This window comes from Reticulibacter mediterranei, assembly GCF_016587455.1.
Genome location: NZ_BNJK01000001.1, coordinates 126,860 through 142,845, shown reverse-complemented (window position 1 = coordinate 142,845; position 15,986 = coordinate 126,860). Strand labels below are relative to the sequence as shown.

The window sequence follows — 15,986 nt, the reverse complement described above, 5'->3', positions numbered from 1 at the left end:
ATGAACTTTGTAGGATAGGAAGCCGACGAGTTGCCGTTCTTGGTACTTTTTCGACTTCCCTCCTCCGAACCTAGCATGCACCCTTTCGATGCACTAGGCTCTCCAGTATCGCCAGATGATGTTCAAGAGTTTGATAGCTGTCGTTTCACAGGAAATCCATGCTGAATATCCTTGTGACACGTTCGGCAAAGAACCAATGTCCGCAAGTTCGTCAGGGAAGCCGGAATGGCTATCTCTTTCAAGGCATCACAGTAATCTATCCGCAGAGTTTCTAGATGGCTCAGTTCTTGCAGCCCGTTCACTCGCTCCAGATTGTGGCAAGAGGAGAGATCTAACGTCCGCAAATTGGAGAGAGAAGCAGGGATGTTTATTTCTTTCAGCGCATCCCAGCCGCACAGTTGCAGTGTCTCCAAGTTCACCAGCTTCCCGAGCGAACTGATATCGCTTAATTCAGGCCCAGACACCAGAACCAACTCACGTAAGCTTGTTAAATGAGCGATACTGTTCAGATCCTTCATCTCGCAGCAAGACAATCTCAAATATGAGAGCCCGGTGATTTCTCGCAAGCCGTTGAGGTCATTCAGATTCACATTGGACAAAGAGAGTCGTTTGAGATCTGGCAAGTGACAGAGCACGCTCACATCTTTGAGCTGCTTGCAATAGTGCAGATGCACCTCTTGCAGGTTCGTCAAGGAGGCTATGCTCTTGAGATCTTCAATGGAGCAATCATGCAGCTCTAATCGCCAAAGCTGGTTGATCTCTTGAAAGCCCTTGAGACTACCTGGGTTGACTAACTGCAGAGAGAGCCGCTTGAAATTCGGTAAACGGCTGAGGGCACTCACATCCGTGAGGCTATCGCAAAGGTACAACTCCAGCTCTTGCAACTGGGGGAGCAGTTCGAGATCCCCCAGGTGTTTCAAGCCGCGGGGAGCTAAATCGAGTTTCAATCGCTTCACCCCTGTTGAGGCCAGAGGCTCCAGCAGACTGGCCAGCTTGCGCCTCCACGAACGGAGGGAAACGGTATGGAGCGCAGGTAAGGGAGGGAGTCCGTCCAGGGAAATATCCCCAAGGACGATAAAGACTTCCGTCGTCGTCATCAAGGGACCCAGGATGCGCTGTTGATACTCCTGCTGATCAAAGTGGTCTTTTGCCATGAGAAGTTCGTACATCATATAATTACGAGTATCAAACTCCTTGCCGTCCATGCCTTTTACATAGGTTTCAAGAACCTGAAGCGCGGCTTCGTTTCCTATGAAGGCAAGCGCCCGCAGGCAGAGCGACCCAAACGGTTTGCCCTCGCGGAGAAGCTGCTCAATTGCCGTGATCGCCAATGAGCCCGCGCTGGCAAGTTCTCTGGCCTGCGTCACTGTACGTGGAGACAACACCTTCGCTACAAGCTGGTTGACGTTCTTCTCGATGCTTTTGGGGATCTGCTTCATGTGTGGCAAACAACTGCCTGCCAGCAGGTACAACAGAGGTTTGAGGGCAGGCTCCCTCTCAGCGCGTGCGATCAGCCCGTTCAGCAGGAGTCCACCATCGTGTGATGACGCCTCCGCTGCTTTCGCGACGATGGTAGCGTGCCAGGTCTCCTCGTGTGCATGATCTATCAAGTTGATAATCTCGTGTGGTTGCATCTCGCATGATCTCCTTATTGTGTGTTTTTGTTCTGCTTTTCTCTTCTTTCTGAAGGACGCTTCAATGGCGGCCAGGAGATGTTTCCTGTCTGAAAGTCCTATCCAACCAGGTAATATGGGCTTCTTGACGCTCTGGGATAGCTGGCCGATGACGGGAGAAGCGTTTGTGATATCAGCAACTGCTAACATACAGGCTTGACTTCCCAACAGTTCTGGACAGCGGGGCTTTTATCTCTTCTCAAGAATGCGTCTGGTCAACGGGATAGATAAGACCAGCGATGTGGTTGGCTGACCATACAGCGAAAGCTGATCAATAAGCACTTCAAGCTGTTTCACCGAGGAGACACAAACTTTCATAATAAATGCCTCGCTACCAACCTGGAGCGGATGCAACAACACGCTCACTTGGCGCGGCTTTGCCGTTGCAGCGCCATTCCATTGACACTGTTCGCGCAGCGAACAGGGACGACAACTGCGAATGCTGGCTCCATACACCACGCGCAGGCTGCCATCAGCTTCTCGACGTTGCTCATGGGGGACCAACCTCTGGTCAGCAGGACGCCACAGCGTGCCATCGGGCTGAAGAGAAAAATTCTAGCCTGAGAAGCGACCTGCTTTCCAGGACATGCCCACCCGGCGCGAGGAACATAGCCCGAGGGAGGAGTTGTGTGCAGGGAAGGAGATGGGAGAGCAGGAGCAAATTCGGTGGTGCGGACCGGTGAAGTCAGCAACTGGTGTCCTAACTCCAGGCGTAGGTTCCACACCCATTGGCTCACGATACACCATATCTCTTGACCGCAAGCCGTGTGACTGCACCAAGGATCTGGGTTGATCTCCTGATCTTCGTCTGCCAGCTGAGGTTCAAAGGCACCGCGATGCAGATACAGTTCGACCACATCGGAAGCGGTGAAGCCCTGTTGCGGCAGGTTAGTGAAGAAGAGTTCGTAGACGACGCCCACGTGTGTAACGCCAACAGGACTTTTCTTCTTGTTGGTTGGATGGGCTGCTACGACCACGCGGCCCCGCACGCCTTCGGACCCTATCGGTACTTCCAGGCAGTCGTAGAGGCTGCGCACCGTCTGGCTTGTCTTCGCGCTGCTGGTATTGATCTGGCGGAAGGTGCAGGCGAGCCTGGACGAGTGGGTGATCGAGTACGCTGTACTCTTTGCCGCGAGTCACAAAGGCGAAACCAGCCAGATCAGCAAGCACAGCTCCGGTCCCATATTGGCCATCGAGGCGGAGCAAAGCGCGTCCCTGTGGGAATTGGTGCGCGGTGAGGTAGCGGGTGATCGCGGAAAGGCCCTGACGCAGTTCCACGCGGTAGCGCCCATTCCCCCAGTTGCCAAAGCTGCCGAGCCAGTGGAACGTGTGGGCTTGACTAACGACTGTTCGTGTCCGCACGACTTGACCATGCTTGCGCCCTGTGTAGCCAGGAGCGCAGACCTTATCCAACCGGCGAGAGGGAGGAGGCAGGTCTTCGGTCTGGGGCAAGGCACGCTGGCGAGCGGCGTCCCGCGTGCCATCAAGGTCAAAGACAACCCAGGCGTTTCCTGCCCGATCAGTGATCCCACCCGTTTGCTTCTCGTTGGAGCCGTTCATAAGTGAGCGACTGAGCAGATCATCGAGAAAGAGGGTGCGCAAAGCTTCGACCGGCTCCTCGGTGAGTACCGCTAAAAAGCGTGAAAGGGTTGAGCGGGCGGGAAGTTGGTCACGACCAAACAACGCCATGAACGGGACGACGAAAGGCTGGAGCCGCTCGTAGAACGCCTCCAGAGTGCGTTCTCCACTGATGGCATAGCCGAAAAGGACCGCGAGAAAGTCGATCACCTCGTATCGCCCAAAACGTCGCCGCGCAAAGCGCACCTGCTCACTGATTTTGAGAAGAACGCCGTGTTGGCGAAGATGGCTGACCAGCAGCACGACTTCCCCAAACCAGGAAGGGGGTGAGGGAACAGATTCGGCAGAGGTCTGGATAATCACCCAAGAATCGAGTTTTTCCGCAATTCTCGTGCTCGGTTGTGACATATGCTGATGGGCTTTTTCACGGGAAGGCATGCTAAGCGGCTTTCCTTTCAAGATGCATGCCCAATGCTCCTTGATAGCACGAGAATTGCGGAAGAGCCAGTTGGACTCATCTGCAACTTTCGTGCGAAGCTCTATATATGAGCTTCAATGGGTCCCGATTCAATGGCTAGGCTACTGTTCGCCACAGAATCGCTCTGGATTACTCTCCTCACGTGCGACTGCACACGTGAGAGTAGATAGTGTCTCGTGTAGCTTGATGTAGAGCATATTGGTCCAGCCAAAGCCAGGCGGCGTTTTATAATGGCCTGATCTGCCAACAGTGCATCTGACAACATCATACTTTTCCCATAACTTTCCTGTTTCAGCAAACACTTTTTCGTTCAGGCGGAGCCACTTGCTTGTAATGCGTGCAGCATCTTCGATGTAGCCGTAGTTCACTAAACCTTGTATGACGATCCAGTGCAGATTCGCCCAACCATTGGGATAATCCCATTGGCGTTGGGATTTGGAGAGGTCCTTCTTCTGAGTAGTGACCAGGCCACCATCAACCTCGAAGAGCGACAAATGTCTGCGCAGTTGCTCTGCTTGTTCCTGACTCTCTAGCTTGGCCCAGAGCGGATAAAATCCTGCGAGCGAATAGAAGGGACTTGGCTGCTTCTTTTTATAGTTGTAGTCAAAGAAAAAGCCCTGTTCTTGCTGCCACATTAAGGCATCGATCATCTGCTTGCGCTTCTTCTGGGCTTGTAGTCGATAATACTGGTACAGTAAACGGTGAGGAAGCTACTGTCTCATGCAATCTTTACTTCTGTCCATGAGTGGGTCGGCATGGTTCTGGTTGCTGTCAAGCTCGTTGCGCATCCCGTGGGAAGACCTGATGGAAGTCTACCCACTTTCGTGTAGGATGATCTTGTCTCATGACGCAATCCTTATCCGATCCATTACAGATCGGCCTTCGCTTTTTCCATCTTCCTCTACTTGCAATCCTATAGGCTTCCTTTGCAGGTTGCTTTCCCGTAGCTGGGAGGATTACAAGCTTACCATGTTTCGTATAGATAACCGAGATAGGTTAGGTCTGCTCTCTTCACCGGCAGCGTTAATTGCCCATGACAAGGAAGAAATCAATCCTTGTTCCCGCTGCGTTACCTTTTGGTTCAAGCCTTTCAGCATCAGACGTATGGAATCTTACTTTGGTTGGAGCATGATAATACTGGGATGTGGAGATGACTTTAATGGTTGGTAGCGGCCCTCTCGGTGTCTGCGATGGAGGGCAGGATCATACAGGATTGGTGGCGGCGGTTCCTGACCTGGTGGTATTTTACTCAGTATCTCAGCATCTATTTTCAGCAGAGATAGGCCCATTCTGTTTCCTGTCGGGTGATGCTTGCAACAATGAGGAACATCATCTGCCGCATGGTCCGACTTCCTCTCGATGTCAGATGGCTTCGATCAAATGTCGTCCCAGTCTGCTCCCGCATTGGTGCCCAACCAAAATACGATTTGAGCGTTCCAGCATTGGGAAAGTTGAGGATGGAGCCAATCGTCGCAATGATGGTGGCGGCCTGGATTTGTCCAATTCCCATCGAGAGGAGAATTTTCCCTTCACGCGCCTGGGCTACAATCGTTTTGATCTCGCTCTCTAATTGCCCGATATGTTCCTGCAAAAGCCTGAGCTCTGTAATTAATTGGCCTTGTTCAAGCACAAGACCGCGCTGCCGTATGACATCCTTCGTGCCAATACTGCCAGCAGCAAGTCGCTGTAATTCTAAGAGCTTGCTGTCGGGGAGTGTTCGTGTGTAGCCCCTGGCTTCTTGCAGTGCCATGAGGCTGGCTGTAGCAATCGCATGAGGGGTCGGGAACTTCTCATGGAGAGTCAGTGCTGTGGGCAAATTTGGGTCTTTGAGTACAGTGGTTAATTCTGGAAAAATCTCATCACAGATCGCTGTAAGTTTATTCTTTCGTTGTGTACTCTCTCGGACCAATTCGTAGCGATGGCGGATCAATCCTTTGAGTTGCGCAGATGCTGCTGTTGGTGGCTCTGCTCGCCGGACCAAATGAGTTTCATCTGCTACCTGGATACCGAGCTGCAACTGGTTGTACAGTGTATTCGCTAGACCAAGTGCATCGCGCTTATCCGTCTTGAGCATCCCAGCTGACCTTGTTTGAACATGTATTGTATATACTGGGAGATCACATTCTTGCAGGTATTGTTGGAGTGCAAGATGGTAATGCCCCGTTTTTTCCATCAATATGAAGCAGTGCTCAAGAGGTGCGAGGCTTTGTATCCGCTCCACGAGAGCACGAAAACCCTCTCGTGAATTCTCGAAGGCAAGCGCTGGACACGCCTCAAAGCGTTGATGGCGCTCTAGAAGGGTGGTCGAGACAAATCCGGCCACATGCTTCACCTTGCCGACATCGATGCCGATGTACAACGGCTCATGCTTGAGAAGTGGAACAGCATGAAGATCAGGACGCTACTGTACCCGTTTTCTCATCGACGTGATCTTCCCTCTAGGGGGCACATACATCTTTGCGGGTGAATAGGCGAGAAGCCGTGGAGGCGTCACACCCAAAGACAGACCAGGAGTCCAATGTGACCCACAGACGTATCAAGAGTCCTGCTCGCCTCCCCCACCTGATCTTCGCGCTTCTCAAGAAGGACTAGGAACTCCTCAACAAGCTTTCGCCTGACACACAACCTCCTCCACCTACCCTCTATGACCCTGAACTGCACCAACGTCACCGCACAGGCCACTATGCGTCTCTCCAACGGGAAGGCCCAAAGAATCGAATTGTTCAGCACTCCTCTTAAAGATGCTTATCCCTGCTATGAGAGCTTTAAGGCCGTTAGAGCATTTTTCAGGTAGTTGCTCCTCACTTCTCATACGCATTGCCAGTTTCGTCTGTAAATGACTTCCGACATGGGCGAGTTTAGCCCTCCGACATGAACGCTTGCCCACCGATATGAGCAGTTCAGTTCGTGACTGCGAGCGCAGCCGCTTCAAATGCGGATCAGGCTCAATCATTTCTGTATATGCACTGCGGTGTTGGGGTGCTCCATACCTTTTTGCAAAGGGGTAGGCAAACAAGGCCAAGAACGATAAGAGAGATCCATCTTGAAAAACAGGGGAGGCAGGAGATGGATGAACAAGCCTGGCAGAACAAGAGTGGAGAGATTTTGATGGAGATCAAAGAGTGACGGCGCCCCCCCCACAGCGACATTTGTGGAGATCGAAGAGGAAGTCCACCAGCCGATGATGCAATTGGAAGCGCTCGCCTTCCAGGATGCCGCCGAGGCCAGCACCAGCCGAGAGTGGGGAAGATCATTGGGGCAACAAGCCGTATTGTGCCCCAGTTGTGCGGTTCCTCTGCAAACATGGGGCAAGCGCAGTGGTGGGATAGCCTGGACAATAGATCTTAGATCGCTCAAAATTTTGTTTCAAGCATCCGTCATCTCTCTTTTGCTTTTTTTACTGAAAGCACGATGAGAACGATAAAACAGGTGAAGGTGAGTGTAAACCCACCTCCTGCCAGCCAGAAGCCGGGACCAGGAGTATTCACAGGGAAGTCATACTGCACAGAATCGGTTCCGCTATACGGGCCAAAGCCAGTAAGCCCGTAGGCAGCAAGCGACATCAGGCCGAAGGTGGGCAAGCCAAGCGAAGCGAAGATCAGGCCAAGGATGGGAAACACCAGACGCCGACTGAAAAGGCTGGTGAGCGCGGCTATCGGTGGAAGAAGGAGTGAGCTGAGAGCCGCCAGAGAAATTGCCAGTATCATGATATTGAACCTGATCAGTTCGGCCCGATCATCTGGAGTTGTTGGGATGGTAGCTGTATGGTTTATGAAGGGATTCTGTATGCCCGACGAGAATGAGCCTGCCAACGAAGCCCCAGAAGTAACATGACCGTGAAATGTTGTAATGTAAAAAGGCAAGAAGGAGCCAATAACCAGAAGTGCACAGCTAATAACTGTAAGCAGGCTCGCAAAGCGATGAGAAGATGAACGAGGCATTGTTTTCCCCTTTTTGTCTAGCGTTCTGGATATCTGGATTCTGTGGCGTTTTTTGAGGAACGATAGAAGAGCTTGAAATGCTTTAAGGATGGATTCTGTGGTGTTTACTCATCCATAGAAAATACGGAGAAACACACAAAATCCATCTGCGAGTCGTTCTGAGTCTTGAGGGTTTCGGGTGAGCCTCCCGCTTTCCTCGCCGTTGCATTGCTTCAACCTCGTATCGATCAAGCAGGCATCGAAAGCTCGATCTCTGTGTGCGCTCGCCATCTATGAGTCATCCCCAATTTTTCTGAAACCTTTCGAGATCTCGAATGAGGGAAGCGACAACGAGAGGATCATCAGAAGGGGGAATGAAACAACTCAGATGAGGGCGATAATCGTTCCAGAGACGACTGAGCGCCCATCGGAGCCGATAGAGCGGTGCTTGACTGTTCAAGCACCGCTTTCCAGTGCGGTGGCATCTGAAGCGCAAAAGCGCGGCTACTAGATCTTGATAGGAGGAATCGAGCAAAGAAAGCAAGAAAGCATAGACGAGCATAACCATTCCCAGCAGTTTGAGACGAGCTTCCAACGACCACAAACGCGGACATTCCAACGCCAATTCGCATTTGGCATAGCGAAAACTCTGTTCAATTTGCCAGCGTCGTCGATAGGTGAAAAAGACCTCCCAGGCTTGTGTTTCTGTGTGAACGGTTTCATTCGTAATAAGATACATCACGCCTTTCTTCACGCGAGCTTTGACCAGAAACAGCGGTTGCCCTGACTGAGGATGGCGAACTGCACTCCACCAGAGGTCGCAAGACATCTTTTCTCCGGTGGTCGTATCCCAGATCTCTTTATGCGCTCGATATCTCTTGCCTTGCCCAATTTGCCAGAGCTTCTTTTCTTCTCCAGCCAGAGTGAGGAACACATGCTTTTTGATCCAGCGGATCACAAAACGAACACGATATTGCGAAAGGACGTGAAGCCAATATCCTGAAGCATACCCACGATCAAACACATGGACGAGCAACGGCCCCCATTTCCTGACACAGACACGTAATGCCTCTTCCTCGGCGTCCCGTAACTTGGTCGCAAAGACGCCTTTGGTCGTCCACCAACGACTCAGCGCTAGATGGGGAAGTCCTTGCATTCCCACAATCAGCGCTGCGGTCCATTGCATGCCCATGACCCGCACCGGGCGCACAGCAGGCCAGTTGAAGACCAAGCCCCGTTTCGTGCGGCTTCGTCGTTTTGCTTTACTCGAAAGAACGGGACACAATCCTTCGAGTTTTTCACTCTCGGCTTTTTCCAAGACACTTCCATCCCAAATGCAGAGAATCCGTTTTCTTTGTACTTTGAGGTTCTGTACTTCTTCATCAGCTTTTTCCAGGAGATAGTGGTCAATGACATCCACTGTCCATTTCACTGACCGCAGCAGTTTCCCAACCCGTTTCGTGCCTGCTGTCGCACTGGAGGCATATCCAGCATAGCCGTCCAGAGAGGAACCCAGTTCGCTCAACCAGAGGGCTTGCGGGTGATTGCGCAAGCTAATGATCGCCACCAGGCACTGCAACAAGGTACGCACAAGCCGTTTATCCAGGATCTCATCCAACGCTGTAAGCAAGGGGAACAAAAACGTTTCGAGCAAATGAAGCAGATGTTGTGATCCTCCCTGCGGATCTCGTTCCAGGTGTTTGAAGGTTTCAGACAGTTCTGCCATAATGACAACGGATCTCCTCGTTCAGGTGTTGATTGCTTTCATACTCAACAGTCTAAACGAGGAGATCCGTTTTGCCTAGCCTCTTTTTTTCTCTCCTGGCTACATATCAGTGTCCAGAAAAATCAGGGATGACTCATGTCTGTCTGCGGAGACTCAAGAGTGCCTGAGCTTGCCTTCTTTGGCAGCCACAGTGAAGATAGATTCTCAGACCAGTGTCGTAATCTATGCAATAAAGAGCGTGAGAATCGCCAATCTCCACGCCGCATCCCAATCGAACATACAGTCAAAAGCTGCCCAGGAACTGGCATGAGCGACTGCATTGGGCAACAGACGTTCACAAAGGGTTTCGACCAGGGCATTGATTGGCCCCAATGTGCGCACCAAACGATCAACAGTTGAAAGATGCATAAGGTTTTCCTCCTGACCTGTTTCAACGGAGTACTTTGCTATTGCTATACTACGATCTCTTGTGCTTTCCAACCAGGACAAGATCAGACAGTTTCTGTCCAGTTTCGCACAGTTCCAACCACGATCAGGGATGGAAAAGGTGGTCAGTGTGGATTCTCGTCATCAAGCAATTGCCAGATCTACATGAGGAAATAATTCTGGCGTCATGGCTACACCCTCAAGAAACACCACAGAATCCAGATACCCATCGTTCTTTGCATAAAAGATATGCATTAGCCAGCATAGAGGAATGGGGGGGCAACGTCTATGAGGTGTGTCACACCTGGCTCCTGAACCTGCTCTCTTCTCTATACGCTATTCGTTCGTTGCTGGTCAGCAGGCCAATGGCGGTGACATGATCGGATGCTTGCATAAAATCCTGGATCAGTTGCTCTCGCTGGGCAGACTGCTTGATTGACTTGTACCTGAGCAAAGGCCAGTAGTACCGGAAAGTGTGTCTGCACCAACAGCAAAGCCGTTCGCCGTTGCGCTTGCAATTCCCCTTCAACGCGTCCCTCAAATTTCCCTTCAGCTTTTCCTTCGGCCTTGCTCTGTTTCAAACATTCCATTCTTCTGACAAATGCTAGCACTGCTCTGCAAAGAGGTGTGGAGTACCCGCAGTGCTGTTAAGTTTTTGCCTGTTCCATGCGTCTCGACCATCTGGAGATGGAGCGGTAGAAATCCCCAGTTCAAGCTATTTTTGCTGGTGAATTTACCACAACGAAAGAGGTCAACCCGCTTTTGAGCTGCGTTGGTTGGCAGTAACAGATGAGTTGCTCAAGTGGGCGGGCAAGTGCTTACATCGGAGGGCAAGATCTGCTCATGTCGCAAGTCAGACGTATGGAATCATTCCGATGGATTCGGAAGTAAAGTAAGTCGTCGAGATTGCCGTGTCGAAACCTTGAGCGGCGCATAGTGCCCCTCGCGGTGCTGGCGATGGCGTTCTGCATCATAGAGAGTGGGAGGTGGTGGCTCCTAGCCTTTGGGCACTTTGTTCAAGACTTCGACATCCGTTTAGAGCAGCGCATACATGGTCTCAATGAGCTGGCCGGCGATCCGACCGATGACACGCAGTTTTCCTGTTCGCTGACCTGTACGTGGATCAACGGGGCATTTGGCTTGGACCAATCGCCCATAGAGCTTGGCCATTCGGTGTCGCGATTGATCAGGTTCGAAACAATGAGAAACATCATCTGCTTCATCGTGCGCGTGCCTCCACGCGTTTGCTTGGTGGAATCCAGGGTAGTACCAGACTGAACCACTGTTGGAGACCATCCACAGTATGATTTGAGGCTACCCGCGTTGGGAAAATTCTCAATCGTGCCAATGGCCGCTAGGATCGTCGCCGTCTGGATGGGACCAATCGGCAGCAGATTGTACGATCTGCCCCTCTCGCGATTGCTCAACAATGATGGTGATCTCTTTCTCGAGTTGGGCCACATGTTCTTGCAGAAGGCGAAGCTCGCGAATGAGTTGAGTTTGTTCGATTAACAACCCTCGCTTGCGTGCTGTATCGAGACGATCCCTTCAAGATCGGGCTGAACGGACCAGTTTCTCTTGGGAGCTATCGGCCCTGTCCATCCACCTTTTCTCCTACGAGTCCTGGTGAATGGGAGAGCACTCACCTTCCTTCCACACTTGTGTATTGCCGCACGATTGAAGCTGTGTAGCAAGCTCCCAGCGGCTTCCATCGAATATCAGGCTACTTCCCAAACGGCTGCTCGGTATCTACGCCAACCAGCGTTTGTATAGCTAGTAGGATGAGACGTCCGAAGTTACCTACGTTCGTTGGTCTCATCTCGCGCTTACAAAGCGGCGATAGATGGGTTCCTCTTCAGAACAAGCAATGCTTTGCTGTTGCCTGTTCTCTACAAATCCTCAACGAGCGCAGTACACGGTACTCTCAAAGAGCAACGGACAGGACCTGTCAAGAATCGCCTTGGGGGAGAAACCAGCGACCACACAAACCCCAAGTCGGCCATCGACTCTCGTGCAAAACACGAGCATTGTACTCAGGTGATGACCACGCCTGAGAGTTGATCCTCTCCTATTCTACCTACTGTCCTGTAAGCAGACCACGACAGGACCAGACACAAAGTGTCTGGTTTGGCGGAGAAATGCGAAATGCTCGGACCATGCCAAGCAGATGATTGGAAGCGCCAGGAGAAGCATGAAAAATTGCTGTCACAGTCACATTACCAAGCCGTTCGAGTCGGTGATGGGACTAGCAACGCGTAAGCGCTATCATCCGCAGTGCGGGTGAGCCGGGTCGGTCTCACTTTGTGCCTTTCACGCAAAGTGAGACAGAGTCTGCGTATGGACAGGGAGGAGACAATGCCTCAGTTATTTCTCCTTGACAATCACGCTCCGATACATTTTTTTAATAAAAGTGAACGCATTCACCTTTAAGAACAGAGGCATTGGCGAAAGAAACATATCTCTTCAGGTATCTGCGTAGTGCCAATCCTGACGATTGATAATGGGTAGGGGTGGTCGGGAAATCTGAAGAGTCGTTAAAGGAGCAGATTATGCCATCTCTATGCGCTAAATTGCCGAGTAGACTGCCATTTGTCGTCGTATTGAGTCTTGGTATTATCCTAGCCGCCGAAATCGCTGCCATCGGCTTTCTCGTACCCTTTACCTTTCCCAGCTATATTGCGAATCTGGCTCGCCCTTCATTCTTATCGTACATCGGGGACTTGCTTCCTTTTCTCATAGCAGCCCCGCTTGTTAGCTTGTTGGTCGGCCTGTCTGGTTGGTGGCTCATCATCGAGAGGTCTGGGCGGATCACCAAGCGTCGGGGAATCGTCGTAGGTGTACTAGGTGGCATCACTGCTCATCCTCTCATATGGACGTTTCTAGCGCTGTTCTCGCAACCTTCGGTTTTTGGTGACGTCGGGCCAACACCCGATCTCCTTCAGAATATCCGATTGGTAATCACTTATTCGCTGTTAAGCCTGATCTTTGCTGGTTGGATTACCGCACCCGTTGGCGGCATCGCTGGAGCCCTGCTCATCAGGTGCCAGCGTGCCTATATAGGGGTAAGCCGTGATGAAGATTAGGTGGTTAGGGTCTGGCTCACTTTGCGTGAAAGCTTATCCACAAAGCAACATGCGCTGGCGCAATAAATCAAAGGAGGCTCGTCCATACATTTGCCTTTTAATCTCCTTGAGTTTGTTGACTTTGTCTTCGGTTTGCCCGTTGCTTTCCGGGCGGCTGAGCGCGGCTTCAATGGCTGCCCGATCTCGCTGCATCCCTTGTGCTAACTGAGCGATGGAGGGAATGGAACTGGCCTGAGCCGAAGTCAGCCAAGCAGGCAAGGCCGAACTGGCTCTTTCGCGGAGCATTTTGGCGAACGTCTGGGTCAGTTGGAAGGCTGCAGCGATATCAGGACGCAAGGTCGAGGCACGTGCAACCTCCTGTGTTTGCTCCGGCGTCAATGCGTCTTCCCGTGAGAGGACCAGCCAGACGAGCCGACGGACAGAAAAGGCATGCTCCTCTTGCTTTGAGGAGGACGACTTCTTTGGCGAAACAACTGTGGGCAGCAACGCCTCCGGGGCCTGACGCAGCAGCGCCAAATAAGGTCGCACACTGGAAGCCGATCTGGTGTAGCCAAGGGCCGCGTACCTCGCGCCACAATTGCATGCCGTTGTGGCCCCCAGCTTTCCAGCGTTTGTGAATGTAAGGCAGATAGGGAGCCAGGCTTACCTCTCCTGCGTTGCGTCCTGAACGGGACCCAGAGTGGGTCCAGGGTTGATTATGCACAAAGTAGCGCAGCGTGTTGGTATCGATATCGACCATCTTGGCAATCTCGCGCACGCTGCCGACCGCAGCCTCTTCTGCGTCGGACCCATTGATTCCGATTGCTCCCAGGAGTGCCGAGACCCTTTGGCTTGAGCCTTTCCCTGACAGTTGGCTGGCCTCGGCGCAGGAGCAGACGGAGAACCCGGAAGCGCGCTATACCAGGTACGAGAGCGTTTCATTGGCCTTCCTCACGGCTCTTCAGGTGCTGCCCCCTCGCCAACGAATCATCTTGCTGCTCTCAGATGTATTGGACTGGCGTGCGAGCGAGATTGCGCACCTGTTTGAGGTCTCGGTAGGAGCGGTGAAAAGCGCTCTGCGCCGCGCCAGGGTGACGTTGGAGAAAAACTATCGCGTGCCAATGGACAGCCAGCAGTGGCTTTGTATCGAGCTGATGAAGCGACGGGGGCCCATCGAGCATTCGGAATTCAAGTTATCACCCTCGATGCAACGCTCCGCGATCAGCCGCAGGTTGCCTCAGTGACGGCTTTCCTTGGGGAGGAACTTGTCATCGCCTTCGGCTTCCCGCCGCAACTCGGCCACTAAAGGGACTATCCCGCGCTTGCGCCTCATTGGTTCCCCAAGCACAGCATTTCTTGACCGATGCTCTAGCAGCTTTGCTTTGTCGTCCGTGGGAGGCACCTCCCAGATGCCCCACTTGCTCTGCACACAGCCATCGGTCGACCTGAAACGACGCTGCCTTGGTCACCCATGATTCCATTTCTCATTTCATCTTCAAAGGAGATGACTCCACAAAATCGGGTGAAGACCAATGTCCTTCATCGAAAAAAGAAATACCTCAATAATGGGTTAGAACAAGACCATCGTGGCATCAAACAGCGGCACTATCCGATGCATGGCTTCCGGAAATTTCACATCAGCAGCCCGTTTCTGTTACTCCTTTGACGAGTTGCGCAACTATCTCCGTCCGCGCCGCACCATTGGTGAAATGGTTTCGCTCTTGGAACAACGACAGATTTTTCTGAAGCTGCTTGCTGCTCTCCAGACCGTGATACAAGCAATCTCATAAGTCAACGAGCGGGAGGCGGGCATTCCATGTGTCGATAAGCTTTTCTGTGATCTGAGGTCTGACAGAACCTTGACAAACCGTTCACAAAATTGTATATTTTGTATCAAATTGTACATCAAGTAAATATTTTCGATGGAAGGAAGATATCAGAGGAGTGGGACATAAAGATATTGCACCTCTTTCTTCGGAGCGCTTTCCAGGCCATGCACGATACTCAGTGCAATGTCTTTTGTTTGAAGTCGAGAGGGCAAGCGTTTCTCCCATGGTGATCAAGCAACAGGTGAGGGAAGGCATATGACTGAGAAGCAAACCGAAGCAAAAAAAATCTATCAACAGCACCGAGATCGACAGCGCATGGCCCTTCTTGCAGCCGCCAAAAAGCTCTTTATCGAGAAGGGCATTCAGGGAACGACTTTGGGAGATATAGCTGTCGAGGCTGGGGTCACCCGCGTGACCGTCTATCAGTACTTTACTAACCAGTCCGACATTGCCTGGGCCATCCTCGAGAGGATATTTGAGAGTTCAAAAGAAGTGAGGCATAATGCTCTACAGCTTGATGGAACTGGCTATGAACGGATCGCAGCATGCTTGGCCGGTTTTCTTCAGAGTTTGATCCATGATCCAGGAAATTTCTGCTTTCTCGCTCAATTTGACAGCATGTACGCTGGCAAGCAAGATGTTGCTCGCCTCCTGGAAATGACACAACGGATATTTGGAGGAGCTCCGGCCCTGGTCACGGAGATCATCCGCAAGGGCATAGAGGATGGTTCTTTGCGATCAAATCTTAATCCGGCGTTGACCGCAGCTACCATTGTGAACGTGGCACTAGCAACGGGAGTGCGCCTGACTATCCATCGTAAAAGCGTGGAGATCGAATACGGCCATACAATCGAACAAATATTTGGAGAAGCCTGTCAGCTTCTGCTCCAGGGTATTCGCACACCGTAGGAGGGATCTGGCCATTACCAGGGACTAGTGAGAATCTTCTCATCTTGTAGTGAGGTGTTGCAGGACTACAGTCGCTTTGTAAGCATCTCTGAACGCTTTCGACTAAGTGATAGCTGCTCTTTGAAAAGAGAGAGGGTATGATTGAGCTCTTTCAAATGTGGGTGCTGGTTGAGGTGTTGGTGGCCTGTAGTTGTCATTCACTCTGGCCGTTACCATCCTGGCGAATGGCCTCGTCTTACCATGGCAAGACCGAACACGTTCTGTCTGGTTTCACATTGTCAGGAGGAAAGCCTTATGAAACAGAATGAGCAAGCGGCTCCTCCCTCTCGGTTCAGGAGCCTGGGAGAGCTCCTTTGGGTGAGCGACATATCAATCCGGAGACATG

The 15,986-nt window shown here is 51.8% G+C and carries 17 protein-coding genes and 1 pseudogene; 6 read left to right on the top strand and 12 right to left on the bottom strand.

Annotated elements, in window-relative coordinates; translation table 11 throughout:
* Nucleotides 1-122 precede the first annotated feature (122 nt).
* The 6 genes from K3T83_RS00710 to K3T83_RS00695 form a co-directional block, all read right to left on the bottom strand.
* The gene (locus K3T83_RS00710) at nucleotides 123-1,634 is read right to left on the bottom strand and encodes a leucine-rich repeat domain-containing protein (RefSeq protein WP_220201092.1); all 1,512 of its coding nucleotides are present in this window, start codon (nucleotides 1,632-1,634) and stop codon (nucleotides 123-125) included.
* A gap of 228 nt (nucleotides 1,635-1,862) precedes the next feature.
* Nucleotides 1,863-1,991 carry a hypothetical protein gene (locus tag K3T83_RS57075; protein WP_268963419.1) on the bottom strand — a complete coding sequence of 43 codons (129 nt, stop codon included), beginning with the start codon at nucleotides 1,989-1,991 and terminating at the stop codon, nucleotides 1,863-1,865.
* 44 nt (nucleotides 1,992-2,035) lie between these two features.
* Nucleotides 2,036-2,650, bottom strand: a complete 615-nt coding sequence (locus tag K3T83_RS56030) for a hypothetical protein (RefSeq protein ID WP_236064766.1) — start codon at nucleotides 2,648-2,650, stop codon at nucleotides 2,036-2,038.
* On the bottom strand, nucleotides 2,562-3,689 hold the full coding sequence (locus K3T83_RS00705; protein ID WP_236064765.1) for a hypothetical protein: 1,128 nt from the start codon (nucleotides 3,687-3,689) through the stop codon (nucleotides 2,562-2,564). Before K3T83_RS00705 ends, K3T83_RS56030 begins: the two co-directional genes overlap by 89 nt.
* A gap of 141 nt (nucleotides 3,690-3,830) precedes the next feature.
* The gene (locus K3T83_RS00700) at nucleotides 3,831-4,424 is read right to left on the bottom strand and encodes a trehalase family glycosidase (RefSeq protein ID WP_268963512.1); all 594 of its coding nucleotides are present in this window, start codon (nucleotides 4,422-4,424) and stop codon (nucleotides 3,831-3,833) included.
* A gap of 575 nt (nucleotides 4,425-4,999) precedes the next feature.
* Nucleotides 5,000-6,088, bottom strand: a complete 1,089-nt coding sequence (locus K3T83_RS00695) for an IS110 family RNA-guided transposase (protein ID WP_220201090.1) — start codon at nucleotides 6,086-6,088, stop codon at nucleotides 5,000-5,002.
* An 822-nt stretch (nucleotides 6,089-6,910) separates the two neighbouring features.
* Between K3T83_RS00695 and K3T83_RS00690 the strand changes: the two genes are divergently transcribed.
* Nucleotides 6,911-7,144 (top strand): hypothetical protein, encoded by a 234-nt coding sequence (locus K3T83_RS00690; protein ID WP_220201089.1) that lies wholly within the window; start codon nucleotides 6,911-6,913, stop codon nucleotides 7,142-7,144.
* On the opposite strand, the gene K3T83_RS00685 is transcribed toward K3T83_RS00690, so the two are convergent.
* From K3T83_RS00685 to K3T83_RS00665, 5 genes are all read right to left on the bottom strand, one after another.
* On the bottom strand, nucleotides 7,107-7,670 hold the full coding sequence (locus K3T83_RS00685) for a hypothetical protein (protein WP_220201088.1): 564 nt from the start codon (nucleotides 7,668-7,670) through the stop codon (nucleotides 7,107-7,109). The genes K3T83_RS00690 and K3T83_RS00685 overlap by 38 nt on opposite strands.
* A 277-nt stretch (nucleotides 7,671-7,947) precedes the next feature.
* Nucleotides 7,948-9,375, bottom strand: coding sequence for a transposase (locus K3T83_RS00680; protein ID WP_220201037.1), 1,428 nt, complete (start codon nucleotides 9,373-9,375; stop codon nucleotides 7,948-7,950).
* A gap of 222 nt (nucleotides 9,376-9,597) precedes the next feature.
* Nucleotides 9,598-9,783: a hypothetical protein gene (locus K3T83_RS00675; protein ID WP_220201087.1), complete on the bottom strand. Its 186-nt coding sequence runs from the start codon at nucleotides 9,781-9,783 to the stop codon at nucleotides 9,598-9,600.
* A gap of 347 nt (nucleotides 9,784-10,130) precedes the next feature.
* Nucleotides 10,131-10,382, bottom strand: a complete 252-nt coding sequence (locus tag K3T83_RS00670) for a hypothetical protein (RefSeq protein WP_220201086.1) — start codon at nucleotides 10,380-10,382, stop codon at nucleotides 10,131-10,133.
* 435 nt (nucleotides 10,383-10,817) lie between these two features.
* A complete protein-coding gene (locus K3T83_RS00665; RefSeq protein ID WP_220201085.1) occupies nucleotides 10,818-11,228 on the bottom strand; it encodes a transposase in 411 nt (136 codons plus the stop codon).
* Nucleotides 11,229-12,350: 1,122 nt separating this feature from the next.
* On the opposite strand from K3T83_RS00665, the gene K3T83_RS00660 reads away from it, so the two are divergent.
* Nucleotides 12,351-12,884, top strand: coding sequence for a hypothetical protein (locus K3T83_RS00660; RefSeq protein WP_220201084.1), 534 nt, complete (start codon nucleotides 12,351-12,353; stop codon nucleotides 12,882-12,884).
* Nucleotides 12,885-12,917: 33 nt separating this feature from the next.
* On the opposite strand, the gene K3T83_RS00655 is transcribed toward K3T83_RS00660, so the two are convergent.
* A complete protein-coding gene (locus K3T83_RS00655) occupies nucleotides 12,918-13,412 on the bottom strand; it encodes a transposase (RefSeq protein ID WP_220201083.1) in 495 nt (164 codons plus the stop codon).
* 188 nt (nucleotides 13,413-13,600) lie between these two features.
* Between K3T83_RS00655 and K3T83_RS00650 the strand changes: the two genes are divergently transcribed.
* From K3T83_RS00650 to K3T83_RS00635, 4 genes and pseudogenes are all read left to right on the top strand, one after another.
* Nucleotides 13,601-14,107, top strand: coding sequence for a sigma factor-like helix-turn-helix DNA-binding protein (locus K3T83_RS00650; RefSeq protein ID WP_236064764.1), 507 nt, complete (start codon nucleotides 13,601-13,603; stop codon nucleotides 14,105-14,107).
* Nucleotides 14,108-14,391: 284 nt separating this feature from the next.
* A pseudogene (locus tag K3T83_RS57670) lies at nucleotides 14,392-14,653 on the top strand (DDE-type integrase/transposase/recombinase); the annotation flags it as partial.
* A 294-nt stretch (nucleotides 14,654-14,947) separates the two neighbouring features.
* Complete coding sequence (locus K3T83_RS00640; RefSeq protein ID WP_220201082.1) at nucleotides 14,948-15,601, top strand: TetR/AcrR family transcriptional regulator; 654 nt, start codon at nucleotides 14,948-14,950, stop codon at nucleotides 15,599-15,601.
* Nucleotides 15,602-15,738: 137 nt separating this feature from the next.
* Nucleotides 15,739-15,909, top strand: coding sequence for a hypothetical protein (locus tag K3T83_RS00635; RefSeq protein WP_220201081.1), 171 nt, complete (start codon nucleotides 15,739-15,741; stop codon nucleotides 15,907-15,909).
* Nucleotides 15,910-15,986: the final 77 nt, after the last annotated feature.

Bases quoted from the DNA above. Each gene is read 5' to 3' on its own strand.
- K3T83_RS00710 (WP_220201092.1), bottom strand. From the start codon at position 1,634: ATGCAACCACACGAGATTATCAACTTGATAGATCATGCACACGAGGAG.
- K3T83_RS57075 (WP_268963419.1), bottom strand. From the start codon at position 1,991: ATGAAAGTTTGTGTCTCCTCGGTGAAACAGCTTGAAGTGCTTATTGAT.
- K3T83_RS00705 (WP_236064765.1), bottom strand. From the start codon at position 3,689: ATGCCTTCCCGTGAAAAAGCCCATCAGCATATGTCACAACCGAGCACG.
- K3T83_RS00690 (WP_220201089.1), top strand. From the start codon at position 6,911: ATGATGCAATTGGAAGCGCTCGCCTTCCAGGATGCCGCCGAGGCCAGC.
- K3T83_RS00685 (WP_220201088.1), bottom strand. From the start codon at position 7,670: ATGCCTCGTTCATCTTCTCATCGCTTTGCGAGCCTGCTTACAGTTATT.
- K3T83_RS00680 (WP_220201037.1), bottom strand. From the start codon at position 9,375: ATGGCAGAACTGTCTGAAACCTTCAAACACCTGGAACGAGATCCGCAG.
- K3T83_RS00675 (WP_220201087.1), bottom strand. From the start codon at position 9,783: ATGCATCTTTCAACTGTTGATCGTTTGGTGCGCACATTGGGGCCAATC.
- K3T83_RS00660 (WP_220201084.1), top strand. From the start codon at position 12,351: ATGCCATCTCTATGCGCTAAATTGCCGAGTAGACTGCCATTTGTCGTC.
- K3T83_RS00640 (WP_220201082.1), top strand. From the start codon at position 14,948: ATGACTGAGAAGCAAACCGAAGCAAAAAAAATCTATCAACAGCACCGA.
- K3T83_RS00635 (WP_220201081.1), top strand. From the start codon at position 15,739: ATGATTGAGCTCTTTCAAATGTGGGTGCTGGTTGAGGTGTTGGTGGCC.